An 18464-nucleotide genomic window follows, 5' to 3' on the forward strand; every position below is an offset into this window, starting at 1 on the left:
CTTTATTTAGCTACTTTTTTTGGTTTATTTTTTGAAGCTTTGTAAGAGTCATTTAATTCTTTAATCACTTCATCCGTAATCTCAAGGGTTGTGTTTCCTAAAAGCATACTTGGTATGGATTCGCTGTAAGAAAGAATGTAATCATAACGACCAGCATTCCATTTAATAAGAAGTTCACGCACATTTTTTTGAAAGTTGGCGTTCTTTTCATTCATGTCCATCGACAAATTATCCATTTGCAACTGCTTATTCTGAGCTTCACTCTCAAGCTGCTGAATTTTCCTTGCCTTTGCCTCCATATCTGTTTGAGTAGCAATACCAGCTTTCTGTGACCTTTGATAATCTTCTACCTCTCTTGTATATTGATCATTTAATGTCTCCATGCTTGCTTCAATATTTGACTTTCTTCTTTTTGTTTCAGCAACAAGATCACTGATCTCTATACTTTCTTCGTTCAGCTTATCAATATTTACGTAGGCAATCTTTCCTGTTGGAGCGCTTCCAATTTGCTCAAGCTTCTTCACAGGAGGAGCCACTTCTTCTTTTCCTTCAACTTTTGTTGCTTCTGCAATTTCTTCTGCAGGAGTACTGCCTAAAGAATTTACTTTAAAAAATAAAAATACAACAGCCGCAACCAAAATAGCATTAACGCCAATTAAAACTCTATTCATTATTAAATTTAATTTGGAGACAAATATAGAATTACCTTATGGTTTAAGCAATAGTTTTTGTCGTGGCAACAATTGCAATTCTATTTCTTTAACAAGCTGTCTGTCTGACTGTTTCACGTAATTATAAATACTGTTAAATACCGTCTCATCCGGATAACATTCCACATTTAAATCATGCAAGCACCAGGCGCGGTAGTCAAAATTAAGGAAACTATAATCTGTTGCGCAAAAACGTGTTATACTGGTTGGCAGATTCTCCGCAGCCTTTTCTGAAAGTGATATTTTTGCACATCTATTATTTCCACTTTTAAAATTTGAAGATAGGTAGTCTGGCCATTTACCGCTGTTATTTAATAATGGCATCACCACAAATAAAATCATAGTAGGGTAAAAAATCGGAATCTGGAATAAAAATGTCGGACTAAAGTATTTTTGTTTTGTCTTGCCCGAAAACAGTAACATTAACATTATCAGAAAGGACAAATTGCCGAACCATAACGCATAATTCAAATTCTTAGAAGAAGGAAACAAAAAAATCAATAAGGCTACATGTACAAGAATAGCTAAGGTTATAGCGAGGTAGCGCACTGGCGAAATTATTAATCCCAAGCCAATAAACATAAGTATGTAAGGTACCATAACTCCCATTTTTTTGAAAAATAAAAATTGTCTTTCGCTAACAATACTTTTCAAGGGTGAAATAATGTCCGTGAAATCAGAATCAATAAATAAAGAATTCAACTGGTGGAGTCCGCAAAAAAAATAAACAGAAGCCAAAATAATTTGTAAAATAATAAAGTAAGATGTGAATTTATTGGAATCATCTACCCTTCCGTTATAAAAAACAAATACAAGCAGAAGCGCATTGTAAACATAGAACCAGGGCTGCAGACGATTGATATCAAACAAAACAAGCATCACACAAATTAAAAAAGAAAAAAAGATGATCAACCTTTGTCTATTAAGAAAAAGCGATGCCGTCCATAAAAAAATCACCAAAATAATTACACCGCAATCGTAAGGAGCCTTTAGCGGATTTTGTCCGATTAGAGATGTATATGGCACAGACCTGTAACCTCCCCACAAATTAAAACTTAACAACACAGAACAAATCAGGGAAATAATTAAGGTGATCCTCACCAGCATCATTCTTTGAGGAATTGATATTTGAAGTCCTTCCATCATACGCTTTTCATCTTCCCCGCGCAGAAAAAATATTTCTTGTAATATGCTTCATCCAGGCTATTGATAATAACCCCTTTGCTCGTACTGGAGTGTACAAACAATTTATTCTTCAAAAAAACACCAACGTGTGTAATGGTATTTCCGCCGATCTTAAAAAATAACAGATCACCACTTTTGGCCTGATCCAGAGTAATCTCATCACATTCTTTAAACATGTCGTTTGATGAGCGTCCTATTTTCTTACCATAAACTTTATCGTATAAAAGATTGGCAAAACAACTGCAGTCTACCCCGGTTTTTTGGCAACCGGCATATTTGTAAGGTGTCCCGTACCAATCATCGATAAACGTATACAATTTACTTTCCTTTATTTGTTTTTCGCTTACATCCAGCTTTTGTTGCAGATCGTTTGTAGCAGGCTGAGCAACAGGAGATTTCGAAGGCCCGGGCTTTCCGGCTACAGGCGGTTTTTTGCTCGTGGTACGTGCAACTGCCGCAACCTGCTTTTCCTGGTGCTTGCAGGTATAGAGACTGAAAATTAAGCTCAGTAGCAATAGCCGCGTATAAAAATGAGGTACTTTCATTGATTCGCATAAATATAAGCCCGGCAAAGACCAACTTTTAACGAATTCAGGATCAATTGTGTACAATCACTTGTTAATTTAATTTTCAGGCAAACCATTCTATAAACAGCATATTCCTTCATAAAATCTACTAAAAGCTCCCCCTTTTGATCCGTAATTGAAGCAAAAATCTTACTTTTAAAGATTATATATGACCGGAAGATGGAAGATATCTCTTTAAAAGCTACCAACGTGAAGACCAAGATACCACTGGAAATTTTGAAAAAAGCTTACGAACTAATGTGCACTGCTAAAAGCATGACAGAGTTATTCGAAGCTAATAAAGAAATTACAGCAAAATATGTGCATGCTACAAGCCGCGGACACGAAGCTGTTCAGCTAGCTCTTGGTTTACAGTTATTACCACAGGATTTTTTAAGTGCCTATTACAGGGACGATAGTATTTTATTAGCCATAGGCATGCAGCCTTTTGAATTAATGCTGCAACTATTGGCAAAACGCAACGATCCATTTTCAGGGGGACGAACTTATTACTCCCATCCAAGTTTAAAAAGGGATGATATGCCAAAAATCCCTCACCAGTCAAGCGCTACAGGCATGCAGGCCATTCCTACTACCGGAATTGCTATGGGCTTACAGTACCTCGAAAAAAACGGCATGGCAAAAGATTTTGACGGGCTAAACCCTATTGCCGTTTGTTCTTTGGGAGATGCAAGCTGCACAGAGGGTGAAGTTTCTGAAGCTTTGCAAATGGCAACTTTAAAACAGTTACCTATACTTTTTTTCGTGCAGGATAATGAATGGGACATCAGCGCCCATGCCCGGGAGATCCGTTCTCAGGATATGAGCGATTTTGCCAAAGGCTTTAAAGGTCTCGAAACAAAAACGATTGATGGAACGGATTTTATTTTAAGTTACAACACGGTTAAAGATTGTCTTGACATCATACGCAACGAACGTCGTCCGATGTTGATTCACGCTAAAGTTCCTTTGTTAAATCACCACACCAGTGGTGTACGCAAAGAATGGTACCGTGATGATCTTGCTGAAGCAGAAAAAAAAGATCCTCTGCCGCGCCTTCGTAACCAATTAATTATCGCCGGCACAGATGCACTCGAAATTAAAAAGATGGAGGAAGAAGCGAAACAGTTGGTAGAAAACGATTACCAAAAGGCTTTGTTAGAAGAAGATCCTCGTCCCGAAGATTTATTCGACCATGAATTTGCACCTACACCGGTTACTGAAGAAAAAGGTGAACGCGCTCCAAGCGGCAAGCAACCAACCGTTATGGTGGATTCTGCTTTGTTCGCCATACGTGAACTGATGACCAAACACCCGGAATGCTTGTTATATGGCCAGGACGTTGGCGCCCGCCTGGGTGGCGTGTTTAGGGAAGCTGCTACGCTTGCCCAACAGTTTGGCGATCACCGCGTATTTAATACGCCTATACAGGAGGCTTTTATTGTTGGTTCAACAGTAGGAATGAGCGCGGCAGGATTAAAACCTATCGTAGAGGTTCAATTCGCTGATTACATTTGGCCAGGTCTTAACCAATTGTTTACAGAGGTTAGCCGCTCATGCTATTTATCAAATGGTAAATGGCCGGTGAGCATGATTTTACGTGTTCCCATAGGCGCCTATGGCAGTGGTGGCCCGTATCACTCTAGCAGTGTAGAAAGTGTGCTTGCTAATATTAAAGGAATTAAAATCGCATATCCCAGCACAGGAGCAGATCTTAAAGGATTAATTAAATCCGCTTACTACGATCCAAATCCCGTTGTACTTCTTGAACATAAAGGACTTTACTGGAGCAAGATTAAAGGTACAGAAGATGCTAAAACTATTGAGCCGGACGAAGATTATATTATCCCATTCGGAAAAGCGCGCCTTGTAATCGAAGCTAAGGAAGACTTTGTTGCTACCGGCAAATCCATCACTATTATTACCTACGGTATGGGCGTTTATTGGGCTAAAGCTGCGGCTAAAAAGTTTGAAGGCCAGGTAGAAATTCTCGATCTAAGAACAATTGCACCTATAGATGAAAAAGCCATTTTTGAAAGCGCGCGCAAGCACGGAAAAATTATGGTACTTACAGAAGAGCCGGTATTTAACGGCTTTGCACAAAGCATAGCGGCCCGTATTAGCGAAAATTGTTTTGAATCCCTGGATGCACCGGTGAAGGTTATTGGGTCAGAAAATTTACCCGCTATTCCGTTAAATTCTACACTCGAAAAAACCATGTTGCCTAATGCCGATAAGGTTGAAGCAGCCATACAAGCTTTATTGAATTATTAATTTTTTTGTCCCTGTTCTCATGAAGTCTGTATGTATTGTCCTGTCTCTATCGCTTGCTTTTTGTTTTTTGTCTTTCAGAGAACCTTTGAATTCTTCAAAGTCTCTGATTCTAGAATGCGATCAGGTTCCTCAACTAAATCAGCAAATGCTCGCTTTTGTAAAGAGTCAGCTAAATAAAAAAGTAGGTCGCGGCGAATGTTGGGACCTTGCAGCCCAGGGACTCAATAAAATCGGTGCCAACTGGGATAAAAGTTATGTCTTCGGAAAAGAAGTGGATGTAAAAAATGAATGCGTTTATCCAGGCGATGTCTTCCAGTTTGATGGCGTAAAAATCCAATATAAAAAAGGAAATACTACTTACTGGGAAGAAATGGATCACCACACCGCCGTTGTTTTCAAGGTAAATGGCAAAGATAGCTTTGTAATGGCTGAGCAAAATACTTCTACCCTTGGAAGAAAAGTGGGACTTAGTACGCTTGAATTAAAAAATATTCTCAAGGGTTCGTATAAAGTTTTTCGCCCCGTAAAATAATTTGCAAAAGAAAATCCCGCTCTATAAAAAAGCAGGATTTTATATTAGTGTTTTTTAGAAAAATCAGATGTGTAAAGACGCCTTTTTTTCTAAAAGCTGCTCATTGGTTTCAACCACGTCGTCATCCTTTATACAGCAGTCTACAGGACAAACAGCTGCACATTGCGGTTCATCATGAAAACCTACGCACTCAGTACATTTATCGCTCACAATAAAATAAACGTCCATGCTCTTGGGAGTCTGCGCATCGTTTGCATCCACCTCAACATTACTATTGCGCCCCTTGTACATCCCTTTTACACCAGTTCCATCAGCGTAACGCCATTCAGCGCCACCTTCATATATAGCATTATTAGGGCACTCAGGTTCGCAGGCACCACAATTAATACATTCATCCGTTATCTTAATTGCCATTTTTTAAGTAGTTTTGCGCTCAAATAAGAAGGTATTTTTAAATGCCTAAGCTTACTTTTACAGTCGACAAATATACGACCAAATTTTATGACTTTAAAACAAAGAATTAAGGGATTTGTTGAGATGGGTTTGTTTATAAACCGTCATTTTTCAGGTACCCCGCTCGAAACCGAACTCCACCTGCATCAAGGGCTGGACAAGGTTATAGAAGTATCACATATTTATAACAATTGGTTCATTCCAAAATTTGTTAATGATGCCATTTTTAACATTGGTAGCTTTTTAAAGGAAGACGATCTCACAACATTTACAGCCAACGTTCCTGTTAAGGCACCTAAAACGGTTGCTTTAATCTGTGCAGGCAACATTCCCATGGTGTGTTTCCACGATGTTTTATGCATTCTCTTAAGTGGAAATACAGCTCTCATAAAGCTTTCGAGTGACGATAATGTATTATTACCCTTCTTTTTAAAATTACTAACGCACTACGAACCTGAATTCGAAAAACAGATTTTATTTGCAGAAGGCAAACTGAGTAACTTTGATGCTGTAATAGCTACAGGTAGCGACAACACAGCCAGTCATTTACATTATTACTTTGCTAAATACCCCAATATTATTCGTAAAAGCCGCACTTCTTTAGCAGTACTCACCGGAAAAGAAACCACTGACGATCTTAAAAACTTAGGTTCTGATGTTTTTGAATATTTTGGACTGGGCTGCCGCAATGTGAGCAAGCTCCTGGTTCCCAGAGGATATACTTTTGATACCTTTTTTGAATCCATCATAGATTTTGGGTTTGTAGTCAACAATAAAAAATACGGCAACAATTACGATTACCACCGGGCAATTTACCTGCTCGAATCTATGCCGTTTTTAGATAACAATTTCTTAATGATCAGGGAAACCCCTGATCTCCACTCACCCGTAGGAGTTTTGTATTACCAATATTATGATTCAAATTCAGAAATACAAGCGTATTTAACCACGCATGCTGATCAGGTCCAATGCGTAATTGGCAAGGATTACATTCCTTTTGGTTATTCACAGAGGCCTGTTATTACAGATTTTGCAGATAATGTGAACACTATGGAATTTTTAGTAAATTTATGAACGTTTTGTATATGCGAAAACTTTACGCACTGTTTGTCATAATTTTAGTTTCAATAGGCGCTTCTGCGCAGATTGCTCCCACTATTGTAACAAACTCCACTCTTTTTTGTACAGGCCGTACCATTACTTATTCAGCTTCTTCACAAGACGCCAATCTTACCTACACCTGGTCTGTTTTACCAAACAAAGGACTTGCTTCTCATACGGATCTGAATGCTCCCTCCGTTAACCTTGTTTTCTCAGGAATAGTAACCTACACGGTTTTTTTAAATTCGACGAATAAAGACGGTATTAAAAGTACAACACAAACAACATTAGCACCCGGACGTTCAGCCACAGCATCCTTTAATGCAAGCCTTAACGCTGTTGGGTTTCCTACCGAGCTCATTCTTACAAATTATTCTACCTATAGCTTAAAAAATGTATGGAGTTTCAGCGACAATTCAACTGACACCTCCTCTAACATTGTGCGACAATATCCTAGAAGTGGTACTTATTCTCTTTCTCTGTACGTTAAGGGTGCCAAAGGTTGCGACGATTATTCCACTTACGCTTTTGACATTGTGGATTTTTCAAGCCTGGAACTTCCAAATATTTTTACTCCCAATGATGATGGAGTTAACGATGTTTTCAAGCCAATAACGCGTGGCATTTCTTCTTTAAACGCCTGGGTTTACAACCGTTACGGCGTGCTGGTTTGCAGCTGGGATAAACCTAAAATCGGCTGGGATGGTCATTCCACTTCCGGCGAAATGTGTTCTGATGGTGTTTACTTTGTAGTTATCGAGGCTTTAGGTTTCGACGGTAAAGAGTATAAAATGAAAGGTACAGTTACTCTAATCCGCTAGTTATCTTACGGGTAAACAACATATCTTTTAATTATCCCAATCAACAGTATTTTAAAGGAATAACCAATATTTCCCTTCAATTAAAGGAGGGCGAAATTCTTGGCGTTGTTGGCAAAAGTGGTGGCGGTAAAACGACTCTACTCAAATGCATTTACGGACTCGAAGATCTTCAAAGCGGCGAAGTTTTCATCGGTGAAGAAAGAGTTCTTGGTCCTTCCTATAACCTGATTCCCGGGCATGAGGATATGAAACTTGTTAGCCAGGAGTTTTATGTGCTCGACAACCATACAGTAGAAGAAAATATCTTTGACAAACTTATTGGATACACCAACGAAACAAAACAGAAAAGAGCTACCAGCCTTTTAAAATTATTAGAGCTTACTTCACTTAAAAATACGCGTGCAAAACATTTATCGAGCGGACAAAAACAAAGAGTTGCTATTGCCCGTGCATTAGCCGTTATTCCAAAGGTTTTATTGCTGGATGAACCTTTCAGTAATCTTGATAAATTACTGACTGAAAAATTATTTTCATTCGTTGTTAAGGAAGTAAAGAAAAATAAAACGGCTGTTATTCTTATCACCCATTTGGCTGAGGAAGCTCTTAAATATGCCGATTCTCTTCTCGTTCTCGATAACGGACAAATGGTAGAACAGGATGAAAAATGGAAAGTTTACTATACTCCAAAGGTTGTAAGACTAGCGGGCCTGTTAGGGGATTACACCCTCATTAAAAAAGAAGATCTCGATAAATCTTCCCGCATAAAAATTACCTCCAAATTATTTTTACGTCCTGATAGGTTAAAATTGACCGCTTCCAAAACAAAATTTGACATTATTCTCAGAGTTTTAAATTGTACCTTCAACGGTAAGTGTTTCGAAGTATTGGCAGAAACAAAAAAAGGAAACTCTGTTATGGTTTACAGCTCCAGGAACCTGGAAATAAACAAACAATTTTTCTTTGCTATTGAAGTGTAATTTTTAGTATTCATGAAAAAGAAAGTCACTATAAAAAAAATTCTGATCGCCTTACTTCTACTTTTGGTGATCGCTCAATTTTTCAGAATTGATAAATCCAACAAACTGACTCCACCAGAAAAAGACGTACTGGTCATCACAAAACCTGGAGCTGAAATAAGCAGCATCCTTAAAGAATCCTGTTACGATTGTCATAGTAATGAAGTCACTTATCCCTGGTACACTAACATCGCTCCTGTTTCCTGGTGGATCAAACACCATGTAAATGAGGGAACGCATCACTTAAATTTTTCTGAATGGGGCAATTACTCTTCCCGTAAAGCAGATCACAAACTCGAAGAATGCGTTGAAATGGTTGAAGAAGACGAAATGCCGATGGGTTCTTACACACTTATGCACGGCAAAGCAACGCTTACAAAACAGCAGCGTGAGCTTCTTGTTAAATGGTTCACCTCTTTACGCACCTATGAGAGTGATCAGGAAGGCAAATAAGCCTATTTCATTCAATTCAAAATATTTATCTTACTTTACTAATTCGCAATAATGAGCAGATTTACAGTAATTATAATTTCAGCCTGCACGAGCAAATTGGCACCTGTAATGGCAATAGGTTGCTTAGTTTTGTTTATTAGCTGCAAAAAAAATGAAATCCCACCCCCGGCGGAAAACGAAATTTATTTAATGTATAAAATGTTTAGTCCGCAGCAACTTACTGTAAAAAAAGGCAAAGAAGTTATTTTCACTAACCGCGACAATGCCAATCATAGCGCTACTTCCAATGCAGGAGTCTTCAACAGCGGTAAATTAAAAACCGATAAATCTTATTCCTACACTTTTGATAAAGCTGGCACCTACTACTTTTACTGTAATTATCATTCCTCCAATGTTCAGGAAAACGGTGTTATAACGGTGGAATAGTTGAGCCTCGCAAAAACCCGTGTCTAAAGTTTTGCGCACCCCAATAAAAAAAAACTATAAATTCTAAGATTTTGGTCTGGGCTTAAAATCACGCTTCGGTCCCCTGTTTCCACCTTGTCCAAATTTCTTTTTAGCGGGGCCGTGTTTTTTAAATCCTTCTTTTTTGTTGGCTTCAGGATCATAAACGGGTCCGACACCTAATTCTGCAGGCAATGGCATTTTAGGAACTTCAATTCCCATGAGATCTTCAATTTTTGAAAACTTCACCTGGTCGCGTAAATTTATAAATGTTATGGCAACCCCAGCACGCGAAGCCCTGGCCGTGCGTCCTATACGGTGTATGTAATCTTCCGGATCCGGTGGCGCATCGTAGTTAATTACAAGATTAATTCCATCCACATCAATACCGCGTGATAAAATATCTGTTCCAATTAATATTCTTAATTTTTTTCCTTTAAAATCACGCATGATTTCTTCACGCTCTGCTTGCTCCAGGTCGGAGTGAAAAGCCTTGATAGATTTTTCTTCTTTACGTAGATTTTTCTCCAGTAATTTTACATTGTCTTTTGTAGAGCAGAAAATAATAACAGATTGGTAATCTTCATTCTTTAAAATGTCTCTTAAAATCCCTTCTTTCTGACTGTCGTGAACAACGTAAGCTTGTTGTACGATTCCAGCTGCCGGCTTGCTGATAGCGATATTTATCTGCTCTGGATTTTTTGTGATCTTGTTAGCCAGTAATCTTATTTTAGACGGCATAGTAGCCGAAAACATAATTGTTTGTCGTTCTTTTGGAAGATAATTAATGATGGTGCTTATATCATCAAAGAATCCCATATCAAGCATACGGTCAGCCTCATCTAAAACCAGATGTTGTAAATGCTCGAAATTAATATCCCCATTTTGAAGCAATGCAATTAGTCGACCAGGTGTAGCGCAAATAATATCTACTCCCTCTCTCAATGCATGTTTCTGTTTTTCCCAGGTCATCCCATCATTACCGCCATAAATGGCAATAGAGCCTACCGAACAAAAATAACCCATACCATCAATTTGCTGATCAATTTGCAAAACGAGTTCGCGCGTTGGCGCAATGATAAGCGTATTTAAGTGGCGTATAGGGGCTCGCACAATATGATCTATAATTGGCAGCAAATATGCAGCTGTCTTGCCTGTTCCTGTTTGCGCGCAGGCAATCAGATCTTTGTTATCCAGTAATACTGGTATGGCTTGTTCTTGTATGGGGGTGGGAGTTTTATATCCCATGCTGTAAAGTCCTTCTAAAAGTGAAGCGTCAAAATTAAAATCGTCGAATGTCAATGGAGTAATATTAGTTCATTAAAAATAAGTATCTAAGTTAAGCTTTTAAAGTGATTTTTTTTGAGTTATTACCCAAAAAAGCTAAACTTGATAAAGCCTTGCTCTGGCACAATTTTTTGAGCACTTAATGATCATCCTCCGTAAACATATTTTAGTAGCCATTTTCACAGTGTATCTCTATCCGGCATTTTCTCAGGTGGATAGTCTCGCTAAAGTTTTAATCGACACCATTAAGGGAAAAATAACTGACGATGAAATTCCTTCTAAAACGTTTAAAGATAAATTTATGTACCCACACCGCTTGTACGTAAAGTATTTACTGGCTCCTAAAAAGCCCTACCTGGATACATCTTATATCAAATCCAACAAAAGAAAATTAACGATTACTGTTCCTATTGCGAAAAAATACTACGGGTTTAATTTTATTGATCTTGAACAAAAAAAAGCTCTTAAATTTTCACCAAATAATTATTATCATCTTGGATTTAATTTCAGCAACATCATTGTAACGTTCGGTTTTTATCCGGGAATTAAATTTGGAGCAAAGGAAGGCAAAGGCAAAACAACCAGCAGAGATTACCAGGTTACGTTTATCGGACGAAAGGTTATTACAGACGTGAATTATCAGCGTTATAGAGGCTTTTATCTCTTTAATACAAAAGATTATGAAGTAAATGTTTTAGATGCTGATAATGTAGTGATAAGGCCAGATATCAATGTGTTTTCTTTTGGTGTAAACACCATGTTTATTTTTAACGATAAAAAGTATTCTCTTCGCGGTGCTTTTTCCTTCACAGATGTACAACGTAAAAGTGCAGGATCTTTTATGGCCGGCTTGTATCACTCTTACACTTTAATTACTTCAGGAAAATCTCCGCTGATTCCACAAGCGCTCGATTCGGTTTTTTCGCCTAAGCTCTATGCTATTAATAAGATTTCGCTGATTACCGTTGGTCTAAGCGCCGGCTACGGTTACACCTTTGTTTACAAAAAAATAATTTTAAGTTCTGCGGTGAATGTTGGATTTGGTGGCCAGAAAACCAATTACACTACAACCGACGATAAAGGACATACGCTTTCCATAAATCCCTCTGTTCACTTAAATGCAAAAGCAGCTATACGCTATGACAACCTGAGATTTTTCATCGGTTTGCTTTCCAGTTATGATAACAATTACACCTTAAACCCTGAGTTATTTAATACGGAAAGCTATATCGCACGACTGGTAGTGTTTTCGGGTTACCGGTTTAATATAAAACAAAACGGCTCAAAAGTGCTAAGAGCAATGGGGCTTATAGATTACAATTAAATTGATCGGTTTAGAAGGCAAATCCTAAACAGATACCCATAAATCGCAGATTAAACATCGGTAACATTGACGACATAAATGCAGAATTAGAAGTTGTCTGAACATTCGGTTCGATACCAAACATTGAAAAATTTTCAAAATTTTGGTTGGCCTGTTCTCTCACAAAGGCTTGCTGATCTTCCGTTAAATTAATACCATCAATTTTCCAGGTGTAAGTGTACTTGGCCTTTCCATAGCCACCACCTACTATCCACCAGTCTATACTGAAGTGTTTAGCAATGATCCATTGCTTTCCTATCATTAACCCTCCGGTGCCACCAGAATAGTCGTGCGTGGCGCGTGCAGTATAAACAGGTTGCCCTGGACTACTCACATCCTGATAAGAAACCGTTTGATGTGCGGTGTAATGTGCGTACCGATAATATGCTGCTATATAAAAACCATTTGGCGCAGAATGGCCCTCTCTTCCAAAAGGATAAAATCTGAATTCCGGCGTAATATTTTTTCCTTCGTAAACCGGTGTTGAAAAGTTAGAAGAATACGGATTGTCGTCGATGGCGTTATATAAGTCTTCCGAAAGCGTGCGCTTAGGTAAAATACTTGCTCCAAGCGCTATGCTCATCTTTCTGTGAAAAGCATATTCTGCCTGCAACGACAACGAACGAAAAACAAGGGGAGTCAAATTTAATTTAATTGCAAAATGAGGATCTCCCTCCCCTATTGCCTTGCCGGTTTCTAAATAGGATTGCCTTTTTGGTGGGAAAGGCTCCTGGTCCTTGCCTGAGACTATTATTTCTGCAAGAACAAAAAGGGATAGTAAAAGATAGCGCATTTTCATAAGTTAAACTTTTGCCGTTTATACCTAAATGATGCAAAACCCATTCCATCGCCATAAAGTGCTTATTACAGCAGTATACAAAATAAAAACGCCAGACAAAATGCCCGGCGTTCTATATGATATAACTCTAGTATTAGAATTTAAAACCTAAAGTTGCTCTGAAATTCCCTACAGAGTATTTTTCGTCTGTATCTTCATCAATATCTGTTCCGTCGTATATACGAGAAATATTGGTCAACCTTCCAAAACGGTAGCCTAAACCAACACTAAATACTTTGAAATGGTAGGCAGCCCCAACTTCATGAGAAACACCCGTGTAAATAGAATTAAATCCAATTTTTTCGGTAGTGGTAGGATCATTGCTTTCAAGAGCACCAAATTCATCCGTTAAATTAAAACCAATTTGATAGAACAAATCTACACCCATAGTTTCATTAATTGCAACACCTACTTGTGGTCCTACTCTTAATGGACTGATTTGTGCAGCTCTGAACCTGTCACCATCTATAGACATTGCGGTGTAACTTAATGATAACCATGTTGCGCGCAAACCGATACCAACTTTATCGTCGGCCAGTTTAGCAAATCTGAAATAGTTTCCAAATTCAAAATCAAATCCGATTTTGTAGGTAGCATCGCCTGATTCATAATAAGGATTTAAGAATTTTTTAGAAGGAAAGTGAAGTCCGAAATTCAAAAACAATCCACCACCTGTAACTTCAGCCTCTTCCCAGTCGCGCGCGCTTGAAGAGCTGAATGCACTTGTCTTCAGTTTTAAAATATTTCTTGGTTGGGTTCTGTTTTTAAAAATAAAACTAGAGTTCGAAGACTCAGTAGTAGCTCTAAATTGCAAAGTTTCTTTTGCATTCATCGCCAATCCACTGATTAGCAAAGCTGCGATCATCATTTTTGGAGAATTCATAAGGTTGTGATTAAGGGGTTATAATTTTATGCAATATCTTTCTTTTTTTTCACTTATGCTAACACATTTTAACCGTTCTACTCCAAATTTCTAAAGATCTATTTTTGACAATTTTGGTAGAAACAAAAAAATCCCGGAGATTTCTTCCCGGGATTTTTCTTTTTTTTAAAAAATTATTTCGCGTATCCTGTTGCTCTGACTTCTCTTATTACCGTTACTTTTACCTGACCGGGATAAGTCATTTCTGTCTGAATGCGCTGTGAAATTTCAAAAGCCAATTGTTCCGCTCTTCCGTCATTTACTTTATCGCTTGAAACGATTACACGTACTTCACGGCCTGCCTGGATGGCGTAAGTTTTTTCCACACCGTCGTAACTTAAAGCCAATGCTTCAAGATCTTTTAAACGCTTCATATACTGCTCGGCAATCTCGCGACGGGCACCAGGACGGGCACCGCTGATAGCGTCACACACCTGGATGATTGGAGAATACAAAGTAGTCATCTCAATTTCATCGTGGTGAGCTCCGATAGCATTTACAACTTCCGGTTTTTCTTTGTATTGTTCAGCCAGCTTCATTCCTAATAAAGCATGTGGTAATTCTGGTTCGTTATCTGGAACTTTTCCTATATCGTGTAAAAGTCCTGCACGTTTTGCAACTTTAGGATTTAAACCCATTTCACTGGCCATAATTCCGCAGAGGTTAGCAACCTCACGACTATGCTGTAATAAATTTTGACCATAAGAAGAACGGTATTTCATTCTTCCCACCATGCGAATTAATTCAGGATGAAGTCCGTGAATTCCTAAATCAATACAAGTTCTTTTTCCTGTTTCAATAATTTCTTCCTCCAGCATTTTTTTGGTTTTCTCAACCACCTCTTCAATACGTGCCGGGTGAATACGTCCATCAGTAACCAACTGATGCAAAGCCAAACGGCAAATTTCACGACGAATAGAATCAAAACAACTTAATGTAATAGCATCAGGAGTGTCGTCCACAATAATTTCAACGCCGGTGGCAGCTTCTAAAGCACGAATATTACGCCCTTCACGTCCAATAATACGGCCTTTTGTTTCATCGCCCTCAATATGGAAAACCGAAATAGAATTTTCGATAGCCGTTTCAGTAGCTACACGTTGTATGGTTTGGAGAACAATCTTTTTAGCCTCTTTATTTGCAGTCAATTTTGCCTCTTCCATGATGTCTTTTACATACACCATTGATTGTGTTTTTGCTTCTGCTTTAATAGATTCAACCAATTGTGCTTTGGCATCTTCTGCTTTTAAACCGCTTATTTTTTCAAGCATTTCTACTTGTTTGCGGTGACCTTTTTCCACCTCATCCAAACGGTGTTTGTAAAGTTCAATTTGTTGGTTTGCCTGATTTTTGGCAGATTCCAATTCTTTATCTTTACGGTTTTGCTCTTCTATTTTTTTGTTTAATTCGCTTTCTTTTTGTTTAGCTCTGTTCTCTGATTGGGCAATATGGGCATTTTTTTCCTGAACCGCTTTGTCGTGTTCCGATTTTAATTGCAGGAACTTTTCTTTAGCCTGCAATATTTTTTCTTGTTTGATAGCTTCAGATTTAACCTCTGCCTCTTTAATAAGGTTTTCTTTTTCTTTTGTACCGCTAGCATTTAGTTTGCTTCCAGCAATTAAAAATCCTGCTATAACACCAACAATTAGGGCTGCCGCAATAAAAACAATTGTCAAAATTTCCATCTTCTCTTTTCTTTTTATCCCGGCTGTGTGGCCGGAATGGGTTAATAAAAAACGCACAAACTTATTTCGCCTGGCGTAACAAATTTGTGCGTGGATAGAATGTAAAACTAAATTTACTCTTCTTTGATACTATTAATGTTGTTCTGATGCTCTTTTAACATCACTTCAACATCGGCAAAAAGCAGCTTTAAATGACTTAATTCCTTCTCCGCATTGGTGGCTTGCTTGTAGAGCTGAGATACCAGCTGCAACATTACCATACCCAACACATCCTTCTTATCTTTAATTGCGTAGTTTTTTTCAAACTCCACAATTTTGTTATTTATCAGATCAACAGCCTCTTTAATATTTTGCTCGTCGTCGGCATTAACCTTTAAAGGAAAAACGCTTCCGGCTATTTCAACTTTTATATTTACTTCGCTCATTTAAAGAGGGCGTTAATATTAAGCACTTAATAACGCTATGCACTTATCAATTTCACGCACCAAATCGTTTATTTGTTCTTTCATCTGGGATTTTTCACTGTTCCCTTCCGAATTATTCGCTAAAATAACATTCTTTCGGTGATTATTCAAGCTTGTAACATCAATTCTTTCACTTTCAACGTGTTGGGAAATAGATCCTATAACATCGTTCATTTTCAACAATTGGTTAGCCATTTGTTCTTTTTCATCTAATAAGGCTAATTTCTGATCATTTAGTCCATCTATTTGCTTAAACAACCTGTCAATAAATGCCTCCTGCTCTTCTACTTTACTTGAATTTCTTAAGGATTCAATCTCTGACTCGTACTCACTAAGTTTATTATTCATAGCAAGAACACTTTCATTCAAGCCACTGATTACCGTTTGTAATACATCGATTTCCGAACTTAAACTAAGTTTTTCAGCCAGCACCGAATCAAGGTTTAACTGTAAATTTGACACTTGAACTCCTGCTTCTGAAGAACTTTGAACTTGTTCACGTAAAGCATGTACCTCCTCTTTTAGTTGCGTTACTTCAATAGTAAGTGCAGCAGTGTTAGCTTCAAGATTGGTAATCTCAAAATTTTTGTTAGCCAAGGTTTCTTTGAAGTACTCGCTTTTACCAACACTCTGTATTCTTATCTCTTCAAGTTCGCCTTTTAGTAAAGTGATTTCTGATTCCTGAGCTTCTACCTTATCCTGTGCTAAATCTATTTCAACAATAAGGTTAGTATTTTCGGCCAATAATTTCTGATACTCTAGTTCCTGAACTTTTAATTCTTTAGATGCCGAAGCTTCAAGTTCCTTTTTATAAGTTTCTAATTCCTGTTCTTTATCAGAGAATGAATTTTCAAAACTCTCAAGTCGGGCATTTAAGGTTTCTATCTGCAAGCCTGCCTGAGCTAACTCCTGTAATTTTAATTCAAGCGAAAGTTCTGTTTCGCTCAATGAATTGGTAGAAGACTCTAAAAGAAGTCCCATGTTTTTCAATTCCAGGTTCAAATTATCTATTTGCGAATTGAGTTCTTCTACATAATCACTATGTGATAAATTTAAAGTAGCGATTTGAAGATTTAACTCATTTACTTGTTCGCTTACAGATAAAGAGGTGTTTTGTTTGTAAGTCTCAAATTCTGATGTCAGATTTACAAATTTCTCGGTCTCGGTTTGCAATTGCAAACCCAGTTCACTGATCTGAGAACCCAAAGCACTGATCTCCGAATCTTTTGATAAAAGTTCTGAATTTAAAGCCGCAAGTTTTTCTGAAGACCCATTAATTTCCTCCTGTACTTTGCCTAACTCATCATTTAATTTTGAGTTTTGAGTTGTAGAGTGGATTAAAGTGTTAGATAATTTTTCTTCATATTCATTTATTAGGGATGCAAGTTTCGACTCGTTGCTGAGAATTGTTTCGTTTAATAAAGATTCGTGTGAAGCTTCTAATGCAGATAATTGAAGTTCATGTTGCTCAGTTAATTTGGATTCATTTACCAAAGATTCAGAACGAAGACTTTCTATTTGTGAGTTAAAGTTAGCCGTCAGTGTAGCACGTTGCTCTTCGAGTGCTGACCTTAAGTTAGCTATTTCTGAAACATAAGAATTTTCAAGTTCACTTAACTTTTGACTAGATATTGATTCTAGTTGAGAAAGTGTAACCTGGTGAGAATGTTTCATAAAATCAATTTCCTCCTGCGAAGAAGAAGTAAGTGATGAAAGTTGTAAAAGGTGCTCTGCCCTCAATGAGGAAATTTCTGCCTCGTGAGCAGTTATAAGCCCTGCAACCGTTTCTTCATGGTTTAAAATAAGCGCTTGTTCGGTGTCGGCCCAGGTAATAGATAGTTCGGAAACACGGTTTTCAAATTCTTCTTTTATACCCGTTTCTTTGTAGTGAGTATTAGTTCTTAACTCGTTAATTTGTAAAGTAAGTTCTTCTTTAACCCTTTCTAATTCTGATCCAGATTCATTTTTAATCTCTTCAATCTGCGACTCATAACTGGCCGCCATTGTATTTAAATCATCTCTGAGGCTTTGAATCTCACTCAACCGCGCTTCAATCTCCTCTTGCTTAGCCTGCAATTGTTCCTTAATGCTGCCTCGCAATTCTTTAAATGAAGTTAATTCTGCTTTGTAATTGGTATTGTCTCTTTCCAGCACCAACAGTTTTGTGTTTAAAACATCAATCGTCACTTGCAGACGTTTGCAGTCCTCATCACGCATGATCAGTTGATTACGGTAATCACTTAACGAGCGTTTTAACCCGTTAAATTCCTTACGCAACACCACATCATTGTCTAGAACTTGCTGCAATTCAGATTTTAAGCTTTCTACATTCATTTGGAACAGTTTTGAT

At 37.8% G+C, this 18464-nt stretch carries 19 protein-coding genes; 8 read left to right on the plus strand and 11 right to left on the minus strand.

The window, feature by feature from the left end; translation table 11 throughout:
• Positions 1-2: 2 nt before the first annotated feature.
• From CNR22_02960 to CNR22_02975, 4 genes are read right to left on the minus strand one after another with little or no spacing between them, the layout of a single operon-like run.
• A complete protein-coding gene (locus CNR22_02960) occupies positions 3-671 on the minus strand; it encodes a hypothetical protein (GenBank protein ID PBQ30776.1) in 669 nt (222 codons plus the stop codon).
• Positions 672-707: 36 nt separating this feature from the next.
• Positions 708-1856 (minus strand): hypothetical protein, encoded by a 1149-nt coding sequence (locus CNR22_02965; protein ID PBQ30777.1) that lies wholly within the window; start codon positions 1854-1856, stop codon positions 708-710.
• Positions 1853-2440, minus strand: coding sequence for a glycoside hydrolase (locus CNR22_02970; GenBank protein PBQ30778.1), 588 nt, complete (start codon positions 2438-2440; stop codon positions 1853-1855). Before CNR22_02970 ends, CNR22_02965 begins: the two co-directional genes overlap by 4 nt.
• Positions 2437-2670 (minus strand): hypothetical protein, encoded by a 234-nt coding sequence (locus CNR22_02975; GenBank protein ID PBQ30779.1) that lies wholly within the window; start codon positions 2668-2670, stop codon positions 2437-2439. The genes CNR22_02970 and CNR22_02975 overlap by 4 nt, the downstream gene beginning before the upstream one ends.
• Here CNR22_02975 and CNR22_02980 point away from each other — a divergent pair.
• Both CNR22_02980 and CNR22_02985 read left to right on the plus strand, forming a co-directional pair.
• Complete coding sequence (locus CNR22_02980) at positions 2642-4735, plus strand: tungsten formylmethanofuran dehydrogenase (protein ID PBQ30780.1); 2094 nt, start codon at positions 2642-2644, stop codon at positions 4733-4735. The genes CNR22_02975 and CNR22_02980 overlap by 29 nt on opposite strands.
• A 67-nt stretch (positions 4736-4802) precedes the next feature.
• Positions 4803-5267: a hypothetical protein gene (locus tag CNR22_02985; protein PBQ30781.1), complete on the plus strand. Its 465-nt coding sequence runs from the start codon at positions 4803-4805 to the stop codon at positions 5265-5267.
• 63 nt (positions 5268-5330) lie between these two features.
• Here the strand turns inward: CNR22_02985 and CNR22_02990 are convergent, their stop codons facing one another.
• Positions 5331-5681 carry a ferredoxin gene (locus CNR22_02990; GenBank protein PBQ30782.1) on the minus strand — a complete coding sequence of 117 codons (351 nt, stop codon included), beginning with the start codon at positions 5679-5681 and terminating at the stop codon, positions 5331-5333.
• A gap of 87 nt (positions 5682-5768) precedes the next feature.
• Between CNR22_02990 and CNR22_02995 the strand changes: the two genes are divergently transcribed.
• From CNR22_02995 to CNR22_03015, 5 genes are read left to right on the plus strand one after another with little or no spacing between them, the layout of a single operon-like run.
• Complete coding sequence (locus tag CNR22_02995; GenBank protein ID PBQ30783.1) at positions 5769-6794, plus strand: acyl-CoA reductase; 1026 nt, start codon at positions 5769-5771, stop codon at positions 6792-6794.
• Complete coding sequence (locus CNR22_03000) at positions 6791-7642, plus strand: hypothetical protein (GenBank protein PBQ30784.1); 852 nt, start codon at positions 6791-6793, stop codon at positions 7640-7642. The genes CNR22_02995 and CNR22_03000 overlap by 4 nt, the downstream gene beginning before the upstream one ends.
• Positions 7643-7644: 2 nt before the next feature.
• Positions 7645-8619 carry an ABC transporter ATP-binding protein gene (locus tag CNR22_03005; protein ID PBQ30785.1) on the plus strand — a complete coding sequence of 325 codons (975 nt, stop codon included), beginning with the start codon at positions 7645-7647 and terminating at the stop codon, positions 8617-8619.
• A 12-nt stretch (positions 8620-8631) separates the two neighbouring features.
• Entirely contained in the window at positions 8632-9111 is a 480-nt protein-coding gene (locus CNR22_03010; protein ID PBQ30786.1) for a cytochrome C, read from the plus strand.
• Between the two features lie 51 nt (positions 9112-9162).
• Positions 9163-9537, plus strand: a complete 375-nt coding sequence (locus tag CNR22_03015; GenBank protein PBQ30787.1) for a hypothetical protein — start codon at positions 9163-9165, stop codon at positions 9535-9537.
• A gap of 63 nt (positions 9538-9600) precedes the next feature.
• Here the strand turns inward: CNR22_03015 and CNR22_03020 are convergent, their stop codons facing one another.
• Complete coding sequence (locus tag CNR22_03020; protein ID PBQ30788.1) at positions 9601-10857, minus strand: ATP-dependent RNA helicase; 1257 nt, start codon at positions 10855-10857, stop codon at positions 9601-9603.
• 127 nt (positions 10858-10984) lie between these two features.
• Between CNR22_03020 and CNR22_03025 the strand changes: the two genes are divergently transcribed.
• Positions 10985-12166, plus strand: a complete 1182-nt coding sequence (locus CNR22_03025; GenBank protein PBQ30789.1) for a hypothetical protein — start codon at positions 10985-10987, stop codon at positions 12164-12166.
• A 10-nt stretch (positions 12167-12176) separates the two neighbouring features.
• Here the strand turns inward: CNR22_03025 and CNR22_03030 are convergent, their stop codons facing one another.
• The 5 genes from CNR22_03030 to CNR22_03050 form a co-directional block, all read right to left on the minus strand.
• Complete coding sequence (locus CNR22_03030) at positions 12177-13004, minus strand: hypothetical protein (GenBank protein ID PBQ30790.1); 828 nt, start codon at positions 13002-13004, stop codon at positions 12177-12179.
• 133 nt (positions 13005-13137) lie between these two features.
• Positions 13138-13875 carry a hypothetical protein gene (locus tag CNR22_03035; protein PBQ30791.1) on the minus strand — a complete coding sequence of 246 codons (738 nt, stop codon included), beginning with the start codon at positions 13873-13875 and terminating at the stop codon, positions 13138-13140.
• Positions 13876-14099: 224 nt separating this feature from the next.
• Entirely contained in the window at positions 14100-15650 is a 1551-nt protein-coding gene (gene rny, locus CNR22_03040) for a ribonuclease Y (protein ID PBQ34795.1), read from the minus strand.
• 113 nt (positions 15651-15763) lie between these two features.
• Positions 15764-16075, minus strand: coding sequence for a cell division protein ZapA (locus CNR22_03045; protein PBQ30792.1), 312 nt, complete (start codon positions 16073-16075; stop codon positions 15764-15766).
• A gap of 18 nt (positions 16076-16093) precedes the next feature.
• Positions 16094-18448, minus strand: coding sequence for a hypothetical protein (locus CNR22_03050; protein PBQ30793.1), 2355 nt, complete (start codon positions 18446-18448; stop codon positions 16094-16096).
• Between the last annotated feature and the right edge of the window lie 16 nt (positions 18449-18464).

It is taken from the genome of Sphingobacteriaceae bacterium (assembly GCA_002319075.1).
GTDB lineage: Bacteria > Bacteroidota > Bacteroidia > B-17B0 > Aurantibacillaceae > Aurantibacillus.

What these genes read in the sequence shown, in the direction of transcription:
- CNR22_03050 (PBQ30793.1), bottom strand. Translation starts at nt 18,448, where the DNA reads ATGAATGTAGAAAGCTTAAAATCTGAATTGCAGCAAGTTCTAGACAAT.
- CNR22_03025 (PBQ30789.1), top strand. Translation starts at nt 10,985, where the DNA reads ATGATCATCCTCCGTAAACATATTTTAGTAGCCATTTTCACAGTGTAT.
- rny (PBQ34795.1), bottom strand. Translation starts at nt 15,650, where the DNA reads ATGGAAATTTTGACAATTGTTTTTATTGCGGCAGCCCTAATTGTTGGT.
- CNR22_03030 (PBQ30790.1), bottom strand. Translation starts at nt 13,004, where the DNA reads ATGAAAATGCGCTATCTTTTACTATCCCTTTTTGTTCTTGCAGAAATA.
- CNR22_03045 (PBQ30792.1), bottom strand. Translation starts at nt 16,075, where the DNA reads ATGAGCGAAGTAAATATAAAAGTTGAAATAGCCGGAAGCGTTTTTCCT.
- CNR22_02960 (PBQ30776.1), bottom strand. Translation starts at nt 671, where the DNA reads ATGAATAGAGTTTTAATTGGCGTTAATGCTATTTTGGTTGCGGCTGTT.
- CNR22_02970 (PBQ30778.1), bottom strand. Translation starts at nt 2,440, where the DNA reads ATGAAAGTACCTCATTTTTATACGCGGCTATTGCTACTGAGCTTAATT.
- CNR22_03000 (PBQ30784.1), top strand. Translation starts at nt 6,791, where the DNA reads ATGAACGTTTTGTATATGCGAAAACTTTACGCACTGTTTGTCATAATT.
- CNR22_02965 (PBQ30777.1), bottom strand. Translation starts at nt 1,856, where the DNA reads ATGATGGAAGGACTTCAAATATCAATTCCTCAAAGAATGATGCTGGTG.
- CNR22_03015 (PBQ30787.1), top strand. Translation starts at nt 9,163, where the DNA reads ATGAGCAGATTTACAGTAATTATAATTTCAGCCTGCACGAGCAAATTG.
- CNR22_03010 (PBQ30786.1), top strand. Translation starts at nt 8,632, where the DNA reads ATGAAAAAGAAAGTCACTATAAAAAAAATTCTGATCGCCTTACTTCTA.
- CNR22_02995 (PBQ30783.1), top strand. Translation starts at nt 5,769, where the DNA reads ATGACTTTAAAACAAAGAATTAAGGGATTTGTTGAGATGGGTTTGTTT.
- CNR22_02990 (PBQ30782.1), bottom strand. Translation starts at nt 5,681, where the DNA reads ATGGCAATTAAGATAACGGATGAATGTATTAATTGTGGTGCCTGCGAA.
- CNR22_03035 (PBQ30791.1), bottom strand. Translation starts at nt 13,875, where the DNA reads ATGAATGCAAAAGAAACTTTGCAATTTAGAGCTACTACTGAGTCTTCG.
- CNR22_02980 (PBQ30780.1), top strand. Translation starts at nt 2,642, where the DNA reads ATGGAAGATATCTCTTTAAAAGCTACCAACGTGAAGACCAAGATACCA.